The organism is Prevotella sp. P4-51 (assembly GCF_002251455.1).
Lineage (GTDB): Bacteria > Bacteroidota > Bacteroidia > Bacteroidales > Bacteroidaceae > Prevotella.
On sequence record NZ_NPJM01000049.1, the window covers coordinates 151,200 to 169,887 of the forward strand.

General features: G+C 48.9%; 17 protein-coding genes. 11 read left to right on the forward strand and 6 right to left on the reverse strand.

The genetic code is table 11. The annotated features are described in order from the left end of the window. Positions 1-148: 148 nt before the first annotated feature. From ispE to CIK94_RS06965, 7 genes are all read left to right on the forward strand, one after another. Positions 149-985, forward strand: coding sequence for a 4-(cytidine 5'-diphospho)-2-C-methyl-D-erythritol kinase (gene ispE / locus CIK94_RS06935; protein ID WP_094386096.1), 837 nt, complete (start codon positions 149-151; stop codon positions 983-985). 9 nt (positions 986-994) lie between these two features. Next, on the forward strand, positions 995-1,522 hold the full coding sequence (locus tag CIK94_RS06940) for an NUDIX domain-containing protein (RefSeq protein ID WP_094386098.1): 528 nt from the start codon (positions 995-997) through the stop codon (positions 1,520-1,522). A 98-nt stretch (positions 1,523-1,620) separates the two neighbouring features. Further along, positions 1,621-3,186 carry an acyl-CoA carboxylase subunit beta gene (locus CIK94_RS06945; RefSeq protein ID WP_094422182.1) on the forward strand — a complete coding sequence of 522 codons (1,566 nt, stop codon included), beginning with the start codon at positions 1,621-1,623 and terminating at the stop codon, positions 3,184-3,186. Positions 3,187-3,203: 17 nt separating this feature from the next. Then, positions 3,204-3,353, forward strand: coding sequence for a hypothetical protein (locus CIK94_RS14570; RefSeq protein ID WP_022311083.1), 150 nt, complete (start codon positions 3,204-3,206; stop codon positions 3,351-3,353). A gap of 8 nt (positions 3,354-3,361) precedes the next feature. Continuing rightward, a complete protein-coding gene (locus CIK94_RS06950; RefSeq protein WP_022311084.1) occupies positions 3,362-3,787 on the forward strand; it encodes a biotin/lipoyl-containing protein in 426 nt (141 codons plus the stop codon). A gap of 746 nt (positions 3,788-4,533) precedes the next feature. Next, on the forward strand, positions 4,534-5,334 hold the full coding sequence (locus tag CIK94_RS06960; protein WP_094422325.1) for a glycogen/starch synthase: 801 nt from the start codon (positions 4,534-4,536) through the stop codon (positions 5,332-5,334). A gap of 16 nt (positions 5,335-5,350) precedes the next feature. Beyond that, on the forward strand, positions 5,351-6,769 hold the full coding sequence (locus CIK94_RS06965) for a DUF4270 domain-containing protein (protein ID WP_094386100.1): 1,419 nt from the start codon (positions 5,351-5,353) through the stop codon (positions 6,767-6,769). A gap of 153 nt (positions 6,770-6,922) precedes the next feature. Here the strand turns inward: CIK94_RS06965 and CIK94_RS06975 are convergent, their stop codons facing one another. The 3 genes from CIK94_RS06975 to CIK94_RS06985 all read right to left on the reverse strand — a co-directional run bounded on the left by CIK94_RS06975 (position 6,923) and on the right by CIK94_RS06985 (position 10,841). After that, positions 6,923-9,358, reverse strand: a complete 2,436-nt coding sequence (locus tag CIK94_RS06975) for an ATP-dependent helicase (protein ID WP_094422186.1) — start codon at positions 9,356-9,358, stop codon at positions 6,923-6,925. A gap of 18 nt (positions 9,359-9,376) precedes the next feature. Continuing rightward, positions 9,377-10,102, reverse strand: coding sequence for a monofunctional biosynthetic peptidoglycan transglycosylase (gene mtgA / locus CIK94_RS06980; protein WP_094388264.1), 726 nt, complete (start codon positions 10,100-10,102; stop codon positions 9,377-9,379). Positions 10,103-10,166: 64 nt separating this feature from the next. Further along, on the reverse strand, positions 10,167-10,841 hold the full coding sequence (locus CIK94_RS06985; protein WP_094422188.1) for an OmpA family protein: 675 nt from the start codon (positions 10,839-10,841) through the stop codon (positions 10,167-10,169). Between the two features lie 297 nt (positions 10,842-11,138). Here CIK94_RS06985 and proS point away from each other — a divergent pair, with 297 nt between their 5' ends. From proS to CIK94_RS07005, 4 genes are all read left to right on the forward strand, one after another. Next, positions 11,139-12,620: a proline--tRNA ligase gene (proS, locus tag CIK94_RS06990; RefSeq protein WP_094422327.1), complete on the forward strand. Its 1,482-nt coding sequence runs from the start codon at positions 11,139-11,141 to the stop codon at positions 12,618-12,620. Between the two features lie 291 nt (positions 12,621-12,911). Beyond that, the gene (locus CIK94_RS06995; protein ID WP_094422191.1) at positions 12,912-14,630 is read left to right on the forward strand and encodes a glutamine--tRNA ligase/YqeY domain fusion protein; all 1,719 of its coding nucleotides are present in this window, start codon (positions 12,912-12,914) and stop codon (positions 14,628-14,630) included. Further along, a complete protein-coding gene (locus CIK94_RS07000) occupies positions 14,631-16,064 on the forward strand; it encodes a tetratricopeptide repeat protein (protein ID WP_094422193.1) in 1,434 nt (477 codons plus the stop codon). Beyond that, positions 16,061-16,684 (forward strand): DedA family protein, encoded by a 624-nt coding sequence (locus CIK94_RS07005; RefSeq protein ID WP_022311094.1) that lies wholly within the window; start codon positions 16,061-16,063, stop codon positions 16,682-16,684. The genes CIK94_RS07000 and CIK94_RS07005 overlap by 4 nt, the downstream gene beginning before the upstream one ends. An 82-nt stretch (positions 16,685-16,766) precedes the next feature. On the opposite strand, the gene CIK94_RS07010 is transcribed toward CIK94_RS07005, so the two are convergent. The 3 genes from CIK94_RS07010 to CIK94_RS07020 form a co-directional block, all read right to left on the reverse strand. Further along, positions 16,767-17,831 carry a mannose-1-phosphate guanylyltransferase gene (locus CIK94_RS07010; protein ID WP_094422195.1) on the reverse strand — a complete coding sequence of 355 codons (1,065 nt, stop codon included), beginning with the start codon at positions 17,829-17,831 and terminating at the stop codon, positions 16,767-16,769. Between the two features lie 75 nt (positions 17,832-17,906). Further along, positions 17,907-18,236: a hypothetical protein gene (locus CIK94_RS07015; RefSeq protein ID WP_022311096.1), complete on the reverse strand. Its 330-nt coding sequence runs from the start codon at positions 18,234-18,236 to the stop codon at positions 17,907-17,909. 67 nt (positions 18,237-18,303) lie between these two features. Beyond that, positions 18,304-18,594, reverse strand: coding sequence for a winged helix-turn-helix domain-containing protein (locus tag CIK94_RS07020; protein WP_022311097.1), 291 nt, complete (start codon positions 18,592-18,594; stop codon positions 18,304-18,306). Positions 18,595-18,688 lie beyond the last annotated feature (94 nt).

Consider the following 18,688-nt stretch of genomic DNA (forward strand, 5'->3'; position numbering starts at 1 on the left):
CATAAGCGCCATTACATACACAGAGGATGCTGGGCAAGAGGTGGAGAAATGACTTTTTAGGGTATCCATCAACACTTTTTTCCTCATATCAAGCGTACGAATAATTATTTTTAACTAAATTTGCAACGCTAATAATTATGATTGCGATATGATTACATTCCCCTGCGCCAAGATTAATCTTGGTCTCAATATTGTAAACAAGCGGAGCGACGGGTATCATGAGCTCCAGACGGTGTTCTACCCAACTAAGCTCACCGATACCTTGGAAATCAAACGCATGGATGACGAATTTCCCATAGACACTGCATGCGACCTCAAAATCTATGGTATCCCCGTTGCCTGTAACGAGCAAAACAATCTGGTAGTCAAGGCATACAATCTGATTGCCCAGGACTACGACCTTCCACGCATCCACGCCCACCTCTTCAAACAGATACCATCTCAGGCAGGACTTGGAGGTGGCTCGAGCGATGCTGCTTACATGATACGTCTGCTGGACGAGCGGTTCAGGTTGAATATGGGCAACGCAGAGATGGAGCGCTATGCAGCCAGATTGGGTGCCGACTGCGCATTCTTCATCACAGCCGAGCCGTCGTATGCCACGGGTATCGGAGAGATACTCGAACCGACCGACGGGCCATGGGATGCGCTTGAAACCTACTACATAGGTATCGTCAAACCAGACATTGCCATCTCTACGAAGGAAGCCTTTGCCCACATTGTCCCACAAATGCCAGCCAAGTGTTGTCGCGACATTGTCAGACAGCCCATCGAGACTTGGCGCGACGAACTCACAAACGATTTTGAGAAACCGCTGTTTGCCCTGCATCCCGAACTTGCCGACATCAAGCAACGCCTGTATCAGGAGGGAGCCATCTATGCACAGATGAGTGGCAGCGGCAGTGCGTTCTTTGGCATCTTCGACCGCAAGGTTGACATCGGTCGTGCGTTCGATGGCATGTTCACTTTCTTTGACAAGCTCTGAGACACGACAATGAAAGACAATCGATACGAACTGTTCCCCATCGTTGACGAAGAAGGCCACTTCCTCGGCACCATATCCAGAGGCCACGCCCACGATGGCTGCAAGATACTCCACCCAGTGGTCCATCTGCACGTAATCAATGACAACGGGGACATATACCTCCAGCGCCGTCCCGAATGGAAGGATATCCAGCCTGGAAAATGGGACACCGCATGCGGAGGTCATGTTGACTTGGGCGAACACATCGAAGACGCCCTACGCAGAGAGGTAAAAGAAGAGATAGGTATAAGCGACTTTGTGCCGGAGTTCGTCACCCGCTACGCATACGAAAGCACGACCGAATACGAGTTGGTCAACGTCTATTTGTGCCATTATCGCGGCACGATTGTCCCTGACCGCGACGAGCTCGACGGAGGTAGATACTGGAGCATCCATGAGATAGAGCAAGCCATCGGTAACGGCATCTTGACTCCTAACTTTGAAAGCGAATACGTCACTTATCTCCAACCTTACCTCGTTCATCATAAGAGAAAATAACCACGGAATGAATTAAAATATGTTTTTTTTCTCTGATTTGAATGTTTATTAGTAACTTTGCACGAGTTTAGACAATAGAAAACATAAGATATTCGATTATGAGTAAACAAGTAGAAAAGATCAAAGAGCTGATTGCGAAGCGCGAGCAAGCACGTCTTGGAGGTGGCGAAAAGGCAATCGAAAAGCAGCATGCACGTGGCAAATATACAGCTCGTGAGCGTATAGACATGCTCTTGGATGAAGGCAGCTTCGAGGAGTACGATATGTTCAAGCTCCACAGATGCCACAACTTCGGCATGGACAAGAAGCAGTATATGGGCGATGGCGTGGTTGCGGGAAGCGGAACCATCGACGGTCGCTTGGTGTATGTATATGCACAGGACTTCACTGTAAATGGCGGTTCTCTCTCTGAGACCATGGCACAGAAGATTTGCAAGGTGATGGATATGGCTATGACTATGGGAGCCCCCGTTATCTGCATGAACGACTCTGGTGGCGCCCGCATCCAGGAGGGTATCTGCGCGCTTGCCGGATATGGCGAGATTTTCGAGCGCAACATCCTTGCATCAGGAGTAGTTCCCCAGATTAGCGCCATCCTTGGTCCCTGCGCCGGTGGAGCCGTATATTCACCCGCTCTTACCGACTTCATCATCATGAAGGAGCAGACCAGCTATATGTTCCTTACCGGCCCGAAGGTAGTAAAGACCGTTACAGGCGAGGACATTGACGCCGAGCATCTGGGAGGTGCCAGCGTACATGCCACCAAGAGCGGTGTGACCACCTTTACCGCAAAGACCGAGGAGGAGTGCATGGATATGATTAAGACACTGCTATCTTACATTCCTTCCAATAACATGGAAGAAGCACCTAGATGCGAGTGCGACGACCCCATTGACCGCAAGGCCGACCTGCTCAACGAGATTATCCCCGAGGACCCCAACCAGGCCTACGACATGTACAAGGTCATCACAGCCATTACCGACAACGGAGATTTCTTTGAGGTTCAGCCCAAGTTCGCCAAGAACATCATCACCGGCTTTGCTCGCTTCAACGGCCAGAGCGTGGGTATCGTAGCCAACCAGCCTTCTGCATACGCTGGCGTGCTCGATGTAAACGCTTCTCGTAAGGGTGCACGCTTTGTACGTTTCTGCGACGCATTCAACATTCCAATCGTATCACTGGTAGACGTACCCGGTTTCCTTCCTGGTACAGGACAGGAGTATAATGCAGTAATTCTGCACGGAGCACAGTTGCTCTACGCTTACGGCGAAGCTACAGTGCCAAAGATTACCATCACACTGCGCAAGAGCTATGGTGGTTCGCACATCGTAATGGGTTGCAAGCAGCTGCGTGCTGACCTCAATTTCGCATGGCCTTCATCAGAGATAGCCGTAATGGGTGCCAGCGGTGCAGTAGCCGTATTGTGCGCCCGCGAGGCCAAAGCCAAGAAGGAGGCAGGCGAGGATGTAAACGCATTCTTGGCCGAGAAGGAAGAGGAATACACAGAGATGTTTGCCAATCCGTATCAGGCAGCCCAGTATGGTTACATTGATGATGTGATTGAGCCTCGTAACACCCGCTTCCGTATATGCCGCGGTCTGGCTCAGCTGGCTACCAAGAAGCAGTCATTACCAGCAAAGAAACATGGCTGTATGCCAATGTAATCAAAGGAGAAACGAATATGGACAAAAATGCTTATGCAGCCATCGCCATGGCACTCTATGAATACAGCGGCAACAACGTGCATGACAAGGAGCCAGGTATCATTACCATCAAGCCACGTCACACTTTGTGGAATGCGAAGTTCTTAGGTGTAACACCAAAACCATAACAGACAAAATGAAAGAATTCAAATATACCATAGAAGGCAAAGAGTACGAAGTTACCATTGCCGCTATAGACGAGAACAATGTGGCTGACATTACCGTAAACGGCGAGAGCTATAAGGTACAGATAGAGAAGGAAGCCGAGCCTGAGAAGAAGAAGGTAGTGCTGGGACAGCCCGTAGAGGCAGCTGCCGACGACGCACCCGCAGCTACCAACGTGAACACTTCCAATGCAATCAAGGCCCCACTGCCTGGCACCATCACTCAGATTTGCGTAGAGGTGGGTCAGGAAGTAAAAGCCGGTGACACACTGGTAGTGCTTGAGGCTATGAAGATGGCCAACAACATCGAGGCCGAGGCCGACGGTAAGGTTACTGCCATCTGCGTGAAGCCCGGACAGGCCGTACTGGAAGAAGACGCACTGGTTGTCGTAGAATAATAGAACAACAATACTACCGCCAAGAGGCATGGAGAGTCAGCAGACTGTCCATGCCTTTTTTCATTTATTTTCAGAAACTCCGTGATTATATTGACAATAGCAATATCATTGGTTATGAGAAGCCTGAAGCCATTTCTCTAAACCGTCACGACAACCAGAGACTATGGCGAGAAAGACAGCATCGCAATGAAGCGTGCGGCAGATTTCGCCACAATAGACGAGGCATAGAAGGACGACCATGAAAGCCTGGCGGAAAAGTCTATCATGACAGCGATCAAGTATAAAGAAGAAGCGAAGTTGGAAATAGAGAAATCGTGTTTGGAAACAATGATTGCAAAGCGCGAAATGACCATATCACAGTTTGAAATAAACTATAAAGCCATCAGGAGCATGTTGCCTGTACGACCTTTCGCAGAGCTGCCATCCGCTGACGACGCTACGCTATGTCCTTCGGAGTAGCACTCTGCCTTCACGACGCTAAAATCGCCGGATTCCGGCACAGAAGTGATGCCTCTGCTTGCACTGACTGACACAATTCCCATGCCGAAAGCAAAGGCGGAGCGCACGACTATAATTGATGTTCCAGAAACGACCAAAAACGGCCCAAAGCAAGCAATTAACTGAAAATTAACCAATTTTAGGGTTGCTTTTGTTTGATTTTAGAAGAAAAAGGGTCTATTCCCGTTTTTTTTTCGTACCTTTGCAGCCAAATGTGGAAACACATAAAATGCATTAATACACATATTATGGCAAAGAAAGTACTATTCGTCAACCAGGAAATCAATCCTTACCTCCCCGAGTCCGCAATGTCAGTCATTGGCCGCGACTTACCTCGCATGACTCAAGACGCCGGCTTTGAGATACGCACATTTATGCCCAAGTGGGGCGTCATCAATGAGCGCCGTGGCCAGCTCCACGAGGTTATCAGACTGTCTGGAATGAATTTGGTCATCGACGACACCGACCATCCACTGATTATAAAGGTTGCGTCAATACCCACTTCAAGAATACAGGTATACTTCATTGACAACGAAGACTATTTCGCCAAGCGCCAGATGGCCATGGACGAAAGCGGCAATGAATACACCGACAATGGTCAGCGTGCCATCTTCTTTGCCCGTGGTGTGCTGGAGACTGTCAAGAAGCTCCGCTGGTCGCCCGACCTCATCGTTTGTCAGGGATGGATGTCGGCCGTCATTCCCTTCTATGTGAAGACCGCCTACCACGACGAGCCCACCTTCGCCAATACCAAGGTTGCCATGGCTTTGTATCCCAACGATCTCAAAAACATACTCGGCGAGCACTTCAAGAAGACCCTCGAGTTCAAGGAGGCCAACGAAGAACTGCTGAAGCCATACGATGACCACTTTGACCTGATTGAGTTAGGCAAACTCGCCATCGACTATTCCGACGGAGTAATCGAGGGCCAGACACCTATCACCGAGTCGCTCATCAAATATGCAGAGGACAAGCAGCGTCCCCTGCTCCGCTATCCCGGAGAAGACTATGCCAAGGCATATACTGACTTCTTCGACACACTCATCTAATTACATGTAACAATCAATGAAAAAAATTGGATATACTCTCGGTCTGCTCATTTCGCTGATTACATTCGTCGCTTGTGACAACACCACCGACGACATCGGCCAAACCATCATCGGCGGCGCCGACATTGCAATCAAGACCGATACCTTCTCTGTTTCTACCCGCTCGGTACTTGCCGGCTCGGTACTTTCGCGCAACATCACTGCATACCTGGGAAAAGTAAGAGACCCCGAAACCGGCTCCTACGTTACCGGCGACTGCATGATACAGTTCAACTGCCTCGAAGGTTTCTCCTTCCCCAAGAAAGACAGCATCCGCAGTCTTGAGAACGGCGAAATCATTGCCGACTCTTGTGAAATCCGACTGTTCCCTTCAGGCTATTACGGCGACTCCATCACACCGATGAAGATGCGTGTCTACGAAATGGACAAGCCTATGAACGAGGGTAAGAACTACTACTCTGACTATAATCCCCACAACGAAGGTCTCATCGCGTCCAATGCTTATTCGGTAAGCAGACCCTATACTATCTACGACCAGAGTGAGGTAGACAGCATCAGAAACAACAAGTACTACCAGACCAACATCCGTGTATTGCTCAACGACAAATACACCGACCGCAACGGCAACCAATACAAGAATTATGGTACCTACATTCTGAGAAAGTACTTTGCCAATCCCGCCGACTTCAAGAACGACTATACGTTCATCCACAATGTGGTGCCCGGCTTCTTCTTTGAGAATACCGGTGGTCTCGGCTCGATGGCCTATATCGGCAGCAGCCAGCTCAATCTATATTTCCAATACGTATACAACGACAGTGTAATGAAAGGCGTCGTATCGTTTGCCGGTACCGAAGAGGTGCTGCAGACTTCGACCATCACCAACAGCCAGAACATCGCACAGCTGGCCAACGACAACAGCTGCACCTATCTGAAGTCGCCTGCCGGAATCTTCACCGAGATGACCCTGCCCATAGACCAGATATTCGCCGGTCACGACAAAGAGTATATCTCTTCTGCCAAGATTACGCTGAAGCGCATCAACAACACCACTACCAGCAAGTATGCGCTTGGTGCTCCGACCACACTGCTCATCATTCCCAAGTCGGAGATGCGCTCCTTCTTTGAGAACAACAAGATTGTGGACTACAAGTCGACGTTCCTGGCCACTTACACATCGTCTACCAACTCTTATACGTTCAACAACATCTCGGGCCTCATCAATCATCTCAACCAGAACCGCAACAATGCCGACTGGAACAAGGTGGTGCTGATACCGGTGTCGATTGCGTACAGAACAGATGCCACCACAGGCGGACAGACGATAGCCAGCGTGGTACACGACATGTCGCTGACCAGCACACGACTGGTCAAGGGTACAGACGGTGCAGACTCGCCAGTCAAGATAAGCATCATCTACTCTAAATTCAAATAAGAATGGCTGACAACTTCCTGGAACGTCATCGAGAGGAATACGAGAAAAGAAAACAAGCATGGCTTCGCAAGAAGAAGCACTTGCCCATGCTAAGCAATAAACCAAATAAGCCTGAAGACGAAAGTCTTTAGGCTTATTTGGTTATTATACATATTATGACTTGATGGTATATCGGGCAAACTTGAGCAGAAGCTGCTTGCGCCCCGTGTTCTCAAAATCTACTGTGGCCTTGGTATTCTCGCCAGTGCCATCAATCTGGACGACACGACCAACGCCAAAACGCTGATGCTCTATGACTGTGCCCACGCTGAGAGCACAATCGGGAGCCGCGGGGGCAGACTGGGGAGTACCCGATGGGGCCACGGTTCGACCGCCATTGGACAGAGCCGACGAGAGTCGACGCAGATTGCCGCCACGCGCCACATACCTCTGCTTGAAGCCCTCGGAGAAGGGGTCTACAGCTGTCTCGGGCTGATGCGGACGGGTAATCTTGGGTTTCCGATCTGCCACAAACTGCCCTCCCACCGGACGGGAGTTCTGCCAGGAATCATCATCCCTACGACCATAACCACTACGGGCATGACCCTGATAGGCAGCGCCGCCACCAGAGTCACCTCGGCTCGACGAGACCACATCAAGAAACTCGCTCGATATGTCGCGGATGAAGCGGCTGGGCGTTGTCATCTCCATCTGTGAATACATCCAGCGGTTCTTGGCACTGGAAAGATAGCAATGCTTCCGCGCACGGGTGATGGCGACATAGAGCAGCCGTCGCTCTTCCTCCAGTTCCTTCAACGAGTTGGACGAGCGCAGACTGGGAAACAGTTTCTCCTCAAGGCCCACGACAAAGACGGTGGCAAACTCCAAGCCCTTGGCGGCATGGATGGTCATCAGACTGATGCGGTCATCATCGTTGTCGTCGGTATCGGCATCGGTCTGTAGCGACACCTGCTGTAGGAAATCAGCCAAAGACACGCGGTCGTCCAGGCCTTCCTCCTTTCTCGACGCGACAAACTCATTGATGCTGCCAAGCAACTCTTCAAGATTCTCCTGACGCGAGCGGCTTTCTATGTCGGTAGAACGGTAGAGGTCATCGAACACGCCGCTCTGCCTTACAATCATATCACCCAACTCATAGGCATCCTTATCGGCGAGGTGCTCCATAAAGCCCTCGATAAGCTGGACAAAAGCGCCGAGCTTGGCCATTGTGCCCCGGTTGACATCAAGTTGATAAGCGAACGGATTGCCCAGCACAGTCCAAAGACTCACACCATAACTCTGGGCACAAGAGATAATTTTCTGCAACGTGGTATTGCCTATGCCGCGAGTCGGATAATTGATGATACGCTTGACAGCTTCTTCATCGTCAGGGTTGACTACCACACGGTAATAGGCGATGACGTCCTTGATTTCCTTGCGTTGGAAAAACTCGGTACTACCCACGACACGATAAGGCATATTGTGGTTACGGAATTCCTCCTCGAAGATGCGGCTCTGCGAATTGGTGCGATACAGGATGGCAAAATCGCGGTAGTCACACCCCTCGTCACGCATAATGCTGCGTATGGTCTTGGCCACCACGGCAGCCTCTTCCCTATCACTGTAGAGCTGGCGATAAGTGACCTTGTCGCCATTGTCGTTGCTGCTGAAGACGTCCTTGTCAATCTGATGCTGATTGTGCTTCATCAGACTGTTGGCTGCATTCACTATCTCGGGCGTCGAACGGTAGTTGCGCTCCAACTTGAAGATATGCACGTCTTTGTAAATACGCTGGAAATTAAGTATATTGTCAATCTGTGCACCTCGGAAGGCATAGATACTCTGGTAGTCGTCGCCCACTACGCATATCTTCTGGTTCTCGCTGGTGAGCAGCAGCACTATCTGCTGTTGCACCGAATTGGTATCCTGATACTCGTCAACCAGCACGTACCTGAACCTGTCGGCGTAGCGTCGGCAGATATCCTCGTTGTTTTTGAACAAGAGGTAGGTATGGATGAGCAAATCGTCGAAATCCATGGCGTTGGCCTGGCGCAAACGGTCCTGATATGCAGCGTAAATCTGATAAGTCTGGTCTACTTTGGCAAACTTGTCCCTGTCGCGCAACTCGGTATCGTCGGCATATTGCTTGGGCAATATCAAGCGGTTCTTGGCCCTTGAAATTGCGGAAAAGATGGTCGCGGGGGCATATTGCTTATCATCCAGCTTCATTTCCTTGACTATGGCTTTCACCAGGCTCTGCGAGTCCTTGGTATCATAGATGGTAAAGTTGGGCTGGAAGCCGATGGCTTCTGCCTCGCGGCGCAGAATATGGGCAAAGACAGAGTGGAAAGTTCCCATATTCAGATACCTGGCCCTATCGGCACCCACCAAGGCGCCAATACGTTCTTTCATCTCACGCGCAGCCTTATTGGTAAAAGTCAGAGCCAATATGCTCCACGGCTCGTAGCCCTGCTGCAGGAGATACGCTATCTTGTAGGTGAGCACACGTGTCTTGCCCGAACCTGCACCAGCTATTACCAATGAGGGACCATCGCTGTAAACCACCGCTTCGCGCTGGCTGTCATTGAGACTGTCAAGAAGATTATCCATAAGTATGATGTAATTCAGTTATTTGGTAGAATAGATTCCACCCGAACTTGTCTGCGGATTGTAGTCTTCGCCCTCTTTGGGAAACGAGGGTATATACCGCATCTCGTGCTTAATCCTGGATTGCCGTTTACGCATATATGCACTCGGATATTTGGAACTAAACTTGCGCGGATTGGGCAATGTGGCTGCGATGAGGGCACATTCGGAGCGCGTCAACTCGCTCGCGGTCTTGCCAAAGTTGTACTCGGCACACGCATCCAGACCATAGATGGAGCTGCCCATCTCTATGGAGTTGAGGTAGACCTCCATAATGCGCTGCTTGCTCCACAGCAATTCTATCAAAGCCGTGAAATAGACCTCGAAACCTTTTCTCACCCAGCTTCTTCCCGGCCATAAAAAGACGTTCTTGGCCGTCTGCTGAGTGATAGTGCTTGCTCCGTGCTTGCGACCGTGCTTGTTGGTCATATTATGGACGGCAGCCTTCTCGATGGCATCGAAATCGAAGCCATGATGCAGCAGAAAACGGCCGTCTTCGCTGGCCATAACCGCCACAGGCATATGGGGAGACATTTCGTCCAACGGCACCCAGTGATGGTGTATCGTCAATGTTCCGGTTTCAACGCACCTTATTATCATTAGAGGTGTAAGATAGACGGGAACGAAACGGTAGAAAACGACCGCAAGGATGGTGGAGGCGAAGAACAGACCGGCAATCCATCGGATGTACTTAAACAGAATTTTCATTGGTGAGTAAAAAAAGGGGCACAACCCATAACCGGTGTGCCCTTATCTTAATAATAATGTTGATTTAATTGAGTTTACCGGCGTTGGCAGAATCTACCATTGCCTGTGAAGCATACAGATAAATCTCTACACGGCGATTGAGCTGGCGTCCGCTGGCTGTAGAGTTGTCGGCAACGGGCTGAGAACTGCCGTAGCCTTCAACCTTCTTCATCTGGGCATCGCTGATTCCGCACTGTCTCAGATAAGTGGCCACACTCTGTGCACGAGAATTGGAAAGAGGGATATTGATACCATCGTTGCCTGTAGAGTCGGTGTGTCCATAGATATCTACATAGCAGTCGGTGTTCTGCTTCAGCACGTTAGAGAACTTTGCCAACTCGTTCTTGGATGTGGCGTTGAGGTCAGACTTATTGGTAGCAAACAGAATGCCACTGTCAAAAGTCACCTTGACGGCGGAAAGACCGTTCTTGTCGGTCACCTGCTCAACCTTGGCATTTTCCACCTGGGCCTTGGCCTGCTCGGCCACCTTGTCCATATGTCGGCCAATGATTGCACCGGCTCCTGCACCAACAACTCCACCAATGGCAGCACCAACGGCAGTATTGCCAGCTATCTTACCGATAATGGCACCCAACACGGCACCACCACCTGTTCCAACGAGAGTTCCGGTTCCCTGCTTGGTCTCACATCCAAGCACAGTAAGTACACACAATAAAAGTGCTGTAATCTTGAGTCTCATCTTGTCATCAATTTTAATTATTATCCTTGTCTTAGCATATCAGTCCTTATGGACCACACATTTGTTTATCACTTCTGGTATCAAAAAGTCGCACTGCGACCTTCCACCTTATATTATTTACTGCAAAGATATAATGATTTTCTAAATTTCTATGCGTTTTGAGGAGTTTTTTTCGTAATTTTGCACAATATTGTTGAATATAAATACATTTGAGGCAATAATCAGGCGCATCAAGGTAATCAGCACAAGTCTGACCTGATGCACCCCAAGCACAAAGAAACAAACAAAAGATATAAAATGGCTAAAGAACTGAAGGAGCTCACCAAGAGAGCAGACAATTACAGTCAGTGGTACAATGACTTAGTGGTAAAAGCCGATTTGGCAGAACAATCAGCGGTACGCGGATGTATGGTTATCAAGCCATATGGCTATGCTATATGGGAGAAGATGCAGGCCCAGCTCGACAAGATGTTCAAAGAGACTGGTGCCCAGAATGCCTACTTCCCTCTGCTTATCCCCAAATCATTCCTCTCTCGTGAGGCTGAACACGTAAAGGGATTCGCCAAAGAGTGTGCGGTTGTTACCCACTATCGACTCAAGTCAAGCGACGACGGAAACAGCGTAGTATTGGACCCCAACGCCAAGCTGGAGGAAGAACTCATCATCCGTCCTACCTCTGAGACCATCATCTGGAATACTTACAAGAACTGGATTCACTCTTACCGTGACTTACCATTGATGTGCAACCAATGGTGTAACGTGATGAGATGGGAGATGCGCACGCGTCCATTCCTGCGCACATCGGAATTCTTGTGGCAAGAAGGACATACAGCCCACGCCACTCGCCAAGAGGCCGAAGAAGAGGCTCAGAAGATGCTGCATGTATATGCCGAGTTCGCAGAAAAGTGGATGGGCGTACCTGTATTCCAGGGCGTAAAGAGCGAAACCGAGCGCTTTGCAGGCGCATTGGACACCTATACCATCGAAGCAATGATGCAGGACGGCAAGGCTTTGCAGAGCGGAACCAGCCACTTCCTTGGTCAGAACTTCGCCAAGTCGTTTGACGTTACCTTCCTGAACAAGGATAACAAGCCTGAGTATGTATGGGCTACCTCCTGGGGTGTGTCTACCCGCCTTATCGGTGCGCTCATCATGACCCACAGCGACGACAACGGATTGGTACTTCCTCCGAAGCTCGCTCCTATCCAGGTGGTTATCATACCTATCAGCAAAGGCGGCGAACAGCTGCAGGCCATCAGTGATAAGCTGAGCCCCGTTATCAATAAGTTGAGAGAACTCGGTGTCAGCGTCAAGTATGATGACTCCGACAACAAGCGCCCTGGCTTCAAGTTTGCCGACTACGAATTGAAGGGTGTGCCCGTGCGTCTGGTTATGGGTGGACGCGACTACGAAGAAAATACTATCGAGGTTATGCGTCGCGACACACTTGAAAAGGCGACCGTCAGCTTTGACGGCATTGTAGAACACGTGATGCAGTTGCTCGAGGACATTCAGGAGCACATCTTCCTCAAGGCCAAGACATTCCGCGACGCCCACGTATATGTATGTGACGACTATGAGGAGTTCAAGACCCGCGTGAAAGATGGCGGCTTCTTCCTCAGCCACTGGGACGGCACTGCCGAGACCGAGGCCAAAATCAAGGAAGACACCCAGGCAACCATACGCTGCGTGCCCTTCGATTACGAGCAGACTCCGGGCGTGGATATGGTTACCGGCAAACCCAGCAAGTGCCGTGTGCTGATTGCCAGAAGCTATTAAAAACAGACTAAATCCAATCGAAACGCAGACATTATCATGTCAGAAGTTTCCTCTCATATCCCTGTCTGAATAAGAAATACCTTTCAGACAGGGATATATATTACATGAATGAGCATAAAGGGACGCGCCCAGGCTGCGCTAACAAGCCATAGATGCATCAGACGCCAGAAAGAAAGCATCGCAGCCACTTATATATAAATATGTATAGCCGCAGGGATGAAAAAATAAGTCGAACCCTTTGTATTATGCTTGAATTGCAGTATCTTTGCATTAAATTAAACAATTATCACTATGACAACTAAAGAAGAAAATATAGTTGAAGAGAAGAAGAGCTTAAGTTTCGTTGAACAACTCGTCGAGCAGGACTTGGCCGAAGGTAAGAACGGAGGCCGTATCCAGACTCGTTTCCCCCCTGAGCCTAACGGATATCTGCATATAGGTCACGCCAAAGCCATCTGCATGGACTTTGGTGTCGCCGAGAAGTACAATGGTGTCTGCAACCTCCGTTTTGATGACACCAACCCCAGCAAAGAGAACAATGAATACGTTGAGAATATCCTCCACGACATTGAATGGTTAGGTTTCCATTGGGGCAACATCTATTACGCTTCCGACTATTTTGAGAAGCTGTGGGAATTTGCTGTTTGGATGATAAAGAAAGGCTTGGCATACGTTGACGAGCAGTCCTCTGAGCAGATTGCCCAGCAGAAAGGCACTCCTACAACCCCAGGTATCGCCAGCCCATATCGCGACCGTCCCGTAGAGGAAAACCTCCGTCTGTTCGAGTTCATGAATACGCCAGAAGCCACTGAAGGCAGCATGGTATTGCGTGCCAAACTAGACATGGCCAATCCCAATATGCACTTCCGCGACCCCATTATGTATCGCATCATCCATACTCCCCACCACCGCACTGGCACCAAGTGGTATTGCTACCCCATGTATGACTTTGCTCATGGTCAGAGCGACTACTTTGAGGGCGTTACCCACTCCATCTGTACACTTGAGTTTGTTCCCCATCGCCCTCTGTACGACAAGTTCATCGACTTCCTCAAAGAGAAAGACGGCAGCGACGACAACCTGCAGGACAACCGTCCACGCCAGATTGAGTTCAACCGTCTCAACCTTACCTATACCGTAATGAGCAAGCGCAAGCTGCACACCCTGGTTGACGAGCATCTCGTAAATGGTTGGGATGACCCTCGTATGCCTACTGTCTGTGGTATGCGCCGTCGCGGTTACTCTCCTGAGAGTATACGCAACTTCATAGACTCAATCGGTTACACCAAGTTTGATGCCCTTAATGACGTCGCTTTGCTTGAGGCAGCTGTTCGCGATGACCTCAACAAGAAGTCCACTCGTGTCTCTGCCGTATTGGATCCCGTCAAGCTGACCATTACCAACTATCCTGACGACATGCAGGAAGAGATGGAAGCAGTCAACAATCCCGAGAACATCGAGGAAGGTACACACAACATCACTTTCTCCAAGCACCTGTGGATTGAGCGTGAAGACTTCATGGAGGATGCTCCCAAGAAGTTCTTCAGAATGACTCCTGGCAAGGAGGTACGTCTCAAGAACGCATATATCGTAAAATGCACCGGCTGTGAGAAGGACGCAGAGGGCAATATCACTGAAATCTTTGCAGAGTACGACCCACTTAGCAAGAGCGGATTGGAAGGTGCCAACCGCAAGGTTAAGGGTACACTCCACTGGGTTAGCGCCGATCACTGCATCCAGGCAGAGGTAAGAGAGTACGACCGCCTCTTCTTTGTAGAGAACCCCTCTGCCGACGAGCGCGACTTCCACGAGCTGCTCAACCCAGACTCTCTGCGCGTACGCACCAATTGCTACGTAGAGGAATATGCAGCCAACAAACAGCCGGGAGAGTTTCTGCAATTCCAGCGCATAGGTTATTTCATGGCCGATGCCGACACGACAGCAGAGCATCCTGTATTCAACAAGACCGTGGGCTTGAAGGATGCTTGGGCAAAACAGAACAAGAAGTAAATGATCGATTTTAATAAAGAGCTTTATTTTAAAACCGACAAATTCAAGGTTCTCCTTGACCGTTATGAGAAATCTACGAGTCAGGGAGAACCTTTCTATCTTGACCCAGAAGACCTGACGGACATTGCCGAGTACTACCAGTACCACGAATGTGACGAGAAGGCGCTCAGCACCATTGACAGGGCGATCTACACTTTCCCCAGTGCTGTAGAGCCGCTCCTTTTCCGTTCCCGATACGCTCTTCTGAGAGAAAACGACGTAGAAAAGGCTAAGTATTACGCCCAACAAATCATAGACACGTCTGACTATGATTACAAATATCTACATGCCGAAATCCTTATCCATGAAGGCAAACCCGAAGAGGCTGACGAGTATCTCCGCATGGGCGTTGACGACTTATCTCCTCGCGAAAGAGCCGATTATGTTTATGACGTAGTCAATTTGTTCTTGGACTACGACGCTCTTGACTGTGCCCGGAAATGGATAGAGCTTATCGACGACAAATCAGGTAAAGACTACCGCGAGACATCGGCGCGTTGCTACCTACTCAACCAAGAGTATAGCCAAGCAGAGGAGCTATACATGCAGCTGGTGGACCAAGACCCCTACTCCGCTTATTACTGGACGCAGCTTACGGCTTCCCAGTATCTTAATGGAAAAATCTCTGAAGCCCTGCAAAGCAGCGAATTCGCCCTTGCGATTGACTCCCAGTGCGAAGATGCCTTGTTGGCAAAGGCCAACTGCCAATTCACGTTAGGCCAACTTGCTGATGCGCTTGATTTCTATCATCGCTACAGCGCTTTGCGTCCCAATGACGGATATGTAGAGTCACTTATCGGTTCAACTTACGTCAAGATGAACAATCTCGAAGAGGCTTTGATTCATTACAACAAGGCTATCCTTCTCGCAAATAGTGACCGTTCGCTGTTTATAGATATTTCCAAGCAGAAAGCACTGCTCCTGTCTTCTATGGGGCTAAGAGACAAAGCTCTCTTGGTCATTGAGGACTGCATCAACACTGCCAAAAACAATATCGCCGACCTCCATGTCATCAAGGGGTATATCTATATGGACGCTGGAGAAACCGATGAAGGATTACGGCAATTTGAGACGGCCATTACCCTGTCCGACAATGACCCCTTCATCATCTATCAGATAGGCACAGCCTGCTATGACAATGGGGAGTATGATCTGACCTACGACGCCCTCAGGCGCATCACGATAGAAAACCAGGATGACAACCCCATCGACGGCTGGGCTTACTACGCAGCCTGCTGTGCCAAGATGGGACGCGCGGATGAATTCCTCTACGCCCTCCGCAAGGGATGCGAGGTCAATCCTGCTGAAGTCTCTATCGTATTTTCCAACATACTGCACCCCAATATACCATTTACTGATTTATACGAATTCATCAAAAACAAATTTATAAAATGAACTGGTTATCATCACTATTAGGCAACCTGAATTACGGAACGATATTCTTCCTGATGTTGCTGGAGAGCACCGTTATCCCCGTACCGTCAGAGCTGGTTGTATCGCCCGCAGCTTATCATGCAGCCGGAGGAAACCTCAATGTATTTCTTGTCATACTGTTTGCAACGATAGGTGCCGACTGCGGTGCTACTATCAATTACTTTGCAGGTTATTACTTGGGGCGTCCAATCATCTATCGCTTTGCCAACAGCAAGTGGGGACGCATGTGCCTGCTCAATCAGCAAAAGGTAGAGAAGAGCGAGAAGTTTTTCTACGACCACGGAGTCATCGCCACACTTACCGGCAGACTGCTCCCTGGCATACGACACCTTATCTCTATCCCCGCCGGTCTTTCCAAGATGAAATTCTGGAAGTTCATCCTTTACACCACCATCGGCGCCGGTCTGTGGAACTGCATCCTGGCACTGCTGGGATGGTATCTGCACTCTGTGGTTCCCGAGCAGGAACTCAACGACAAGATTATGGAATATGGAGAGTATATTAAGTTGGGCATCATCGCCCTTGTGGGCATTGCCATCGTATACTTCGTCGCCAAATGGCTTCTTAAGAAAAGAAAATAAGCACTATCAACTATAGAAAAAGCATCAATCCCGCTTGGATTGATGCTTTTTCTATTTTATCAAGCCTCTGTATCTGCCCTGATTATCCTTCGCCGCTAAACTGGCGGATGCGCTGTTCTTCTGACAATTTACAAATCAACAGCACACCATCTTTCTCTGCTACGATATAGTTGTCCAACCCCTGGATAACCACTTGCTTCTGCTGCAAGGTATGCACCACACAGTTGTGACTTTCATACATCTCAATCTTCTCGCCAATGAGCGTATTTCCATAGAGGTCGTGCTTGGTCTGCATCTGCAGACTTCCCCACGTGCCCAAGTCACTCCAACCGAAGTCGGCCGGGCAGACGAAGATTTCCTCCACACGCTCCATGATGGCGTAGTCTACAGAGATGTTCTCGCACTCTGGATAGACTGCATTAATCATCTGCTGCTCATCTACGGTTCCGTAGACTGGCATCAGGTTCTCAAATATCTTGGCTATTGCGGGCTGATACACTCTGAATGCGTTGACGATAGTGCTGACACTCCAGATAAAGATACCGGCATTCCAGAAGTAGTCGCTCTCTTTGATATATTCCTGAGCGGTTTCAAGATTGGGTTTCTCCTTGAACTTGTCAACACGGAAAATTTTCTTCTGACGCAAAGAACTGACACTCAGGTCGGCCTTGATATAGCCATAACCCGTCTCCGGACGATTGGGCTTCATGCCCAAGGTTACGATGGCATCAGAATCCTGGGTGAAGTCCATGCAGAGCTTGATGATGCGGCGGAACTCTTCGACATCGGTCACGATATGGTCACTGGGAGTAACCACCACATTGGCCTTGGGGTCCTTTGACTTGATGCGCCAGCTCACATAGGCTATACACGGAGCTGTATTTCGCCTACATGGCTCTTGCAGGATATTCCCATAGGGGATTTCAGGAAGCTGCTGATGCACCAGCTCTACATATTTCTGATTGGTAACCACCCAAATGTTCTCTGGGGAGAAACCACTGAAACGTTCGTAAGTGAGTTGAAGCAATGATTTGCCAACACCTAACACGTCGATAAACTGTTTAGGTCTCTCGGATGTACTCATTGGCCAGAATCTGCTACCCACGCCACCAGCCATAATCACAAGGTGATTGCTACTCTTACTCATTATTTTCATATTTAGTATAACTTTACAAATGTATGAAAATAATTTCAAATGGAAAAAGAAAAGGGTGAATATTTTCTAAAATAGAGACAGCGACGTGTCTTCTTCGGAGGCAGGTGAGGTTTCTTCTTGCTGGAGTTCGTCAAACTGCAATTGCAACTGTCGGAACACTTCAGAATTGAGATTCAGACAATACGTTCCTCTTTGCGTACCTTTTCTGATGACAGAATCGGTCTTTTTGGAGTTGCGTATGAGATAAGAGGAAACCTGTTTGTGGACGAGATTATAATCGAGAGGCTGAAAAAAGGAATTGTTTGCATTGAAGACATAGCGTGAGATGTCCTTGACAGCAAGCCCATCCTCTCCGGCTGCAAACAAAAGGTCTATGATTACTTTCTCGTAATTCATGTGAAATCATTAAAAAAGGTCACACTTAACTGAAAGTAAGTGTGACCCTTTCTTCATATACTTAAATTTATGCAAGAGCAACCTTGTTGTCCTCGTCTTTGATTTTGCCTTCCTTGAAAAGCCATCCCATTCCTACGAGGACTTCATCCTCTGTAATGTTGGCCAACTTGGCAATCTCTGCTATTGTCAGCGCCTTCTCTGCTGTTGCAAGAGCCTGATATACATCACCAGCCTTGAAACCTACGTTCTCTGCTGTCAGTACAACTACACTCTTCGAAGCAACCTTCTTAACTGTTGATTTTTTTGTCGTTGCAGTCTTCTTGGTTGCAACAGCTTTTGTTGTTTTCTTTTCTGTCATAATTTAGTAAATATTTAACCTTACGTCATTCAATCTTTCTATCTTGTAACTTTTTGTAATGCAAAGATAACAATTTATCGACTTGCCAGCAAAT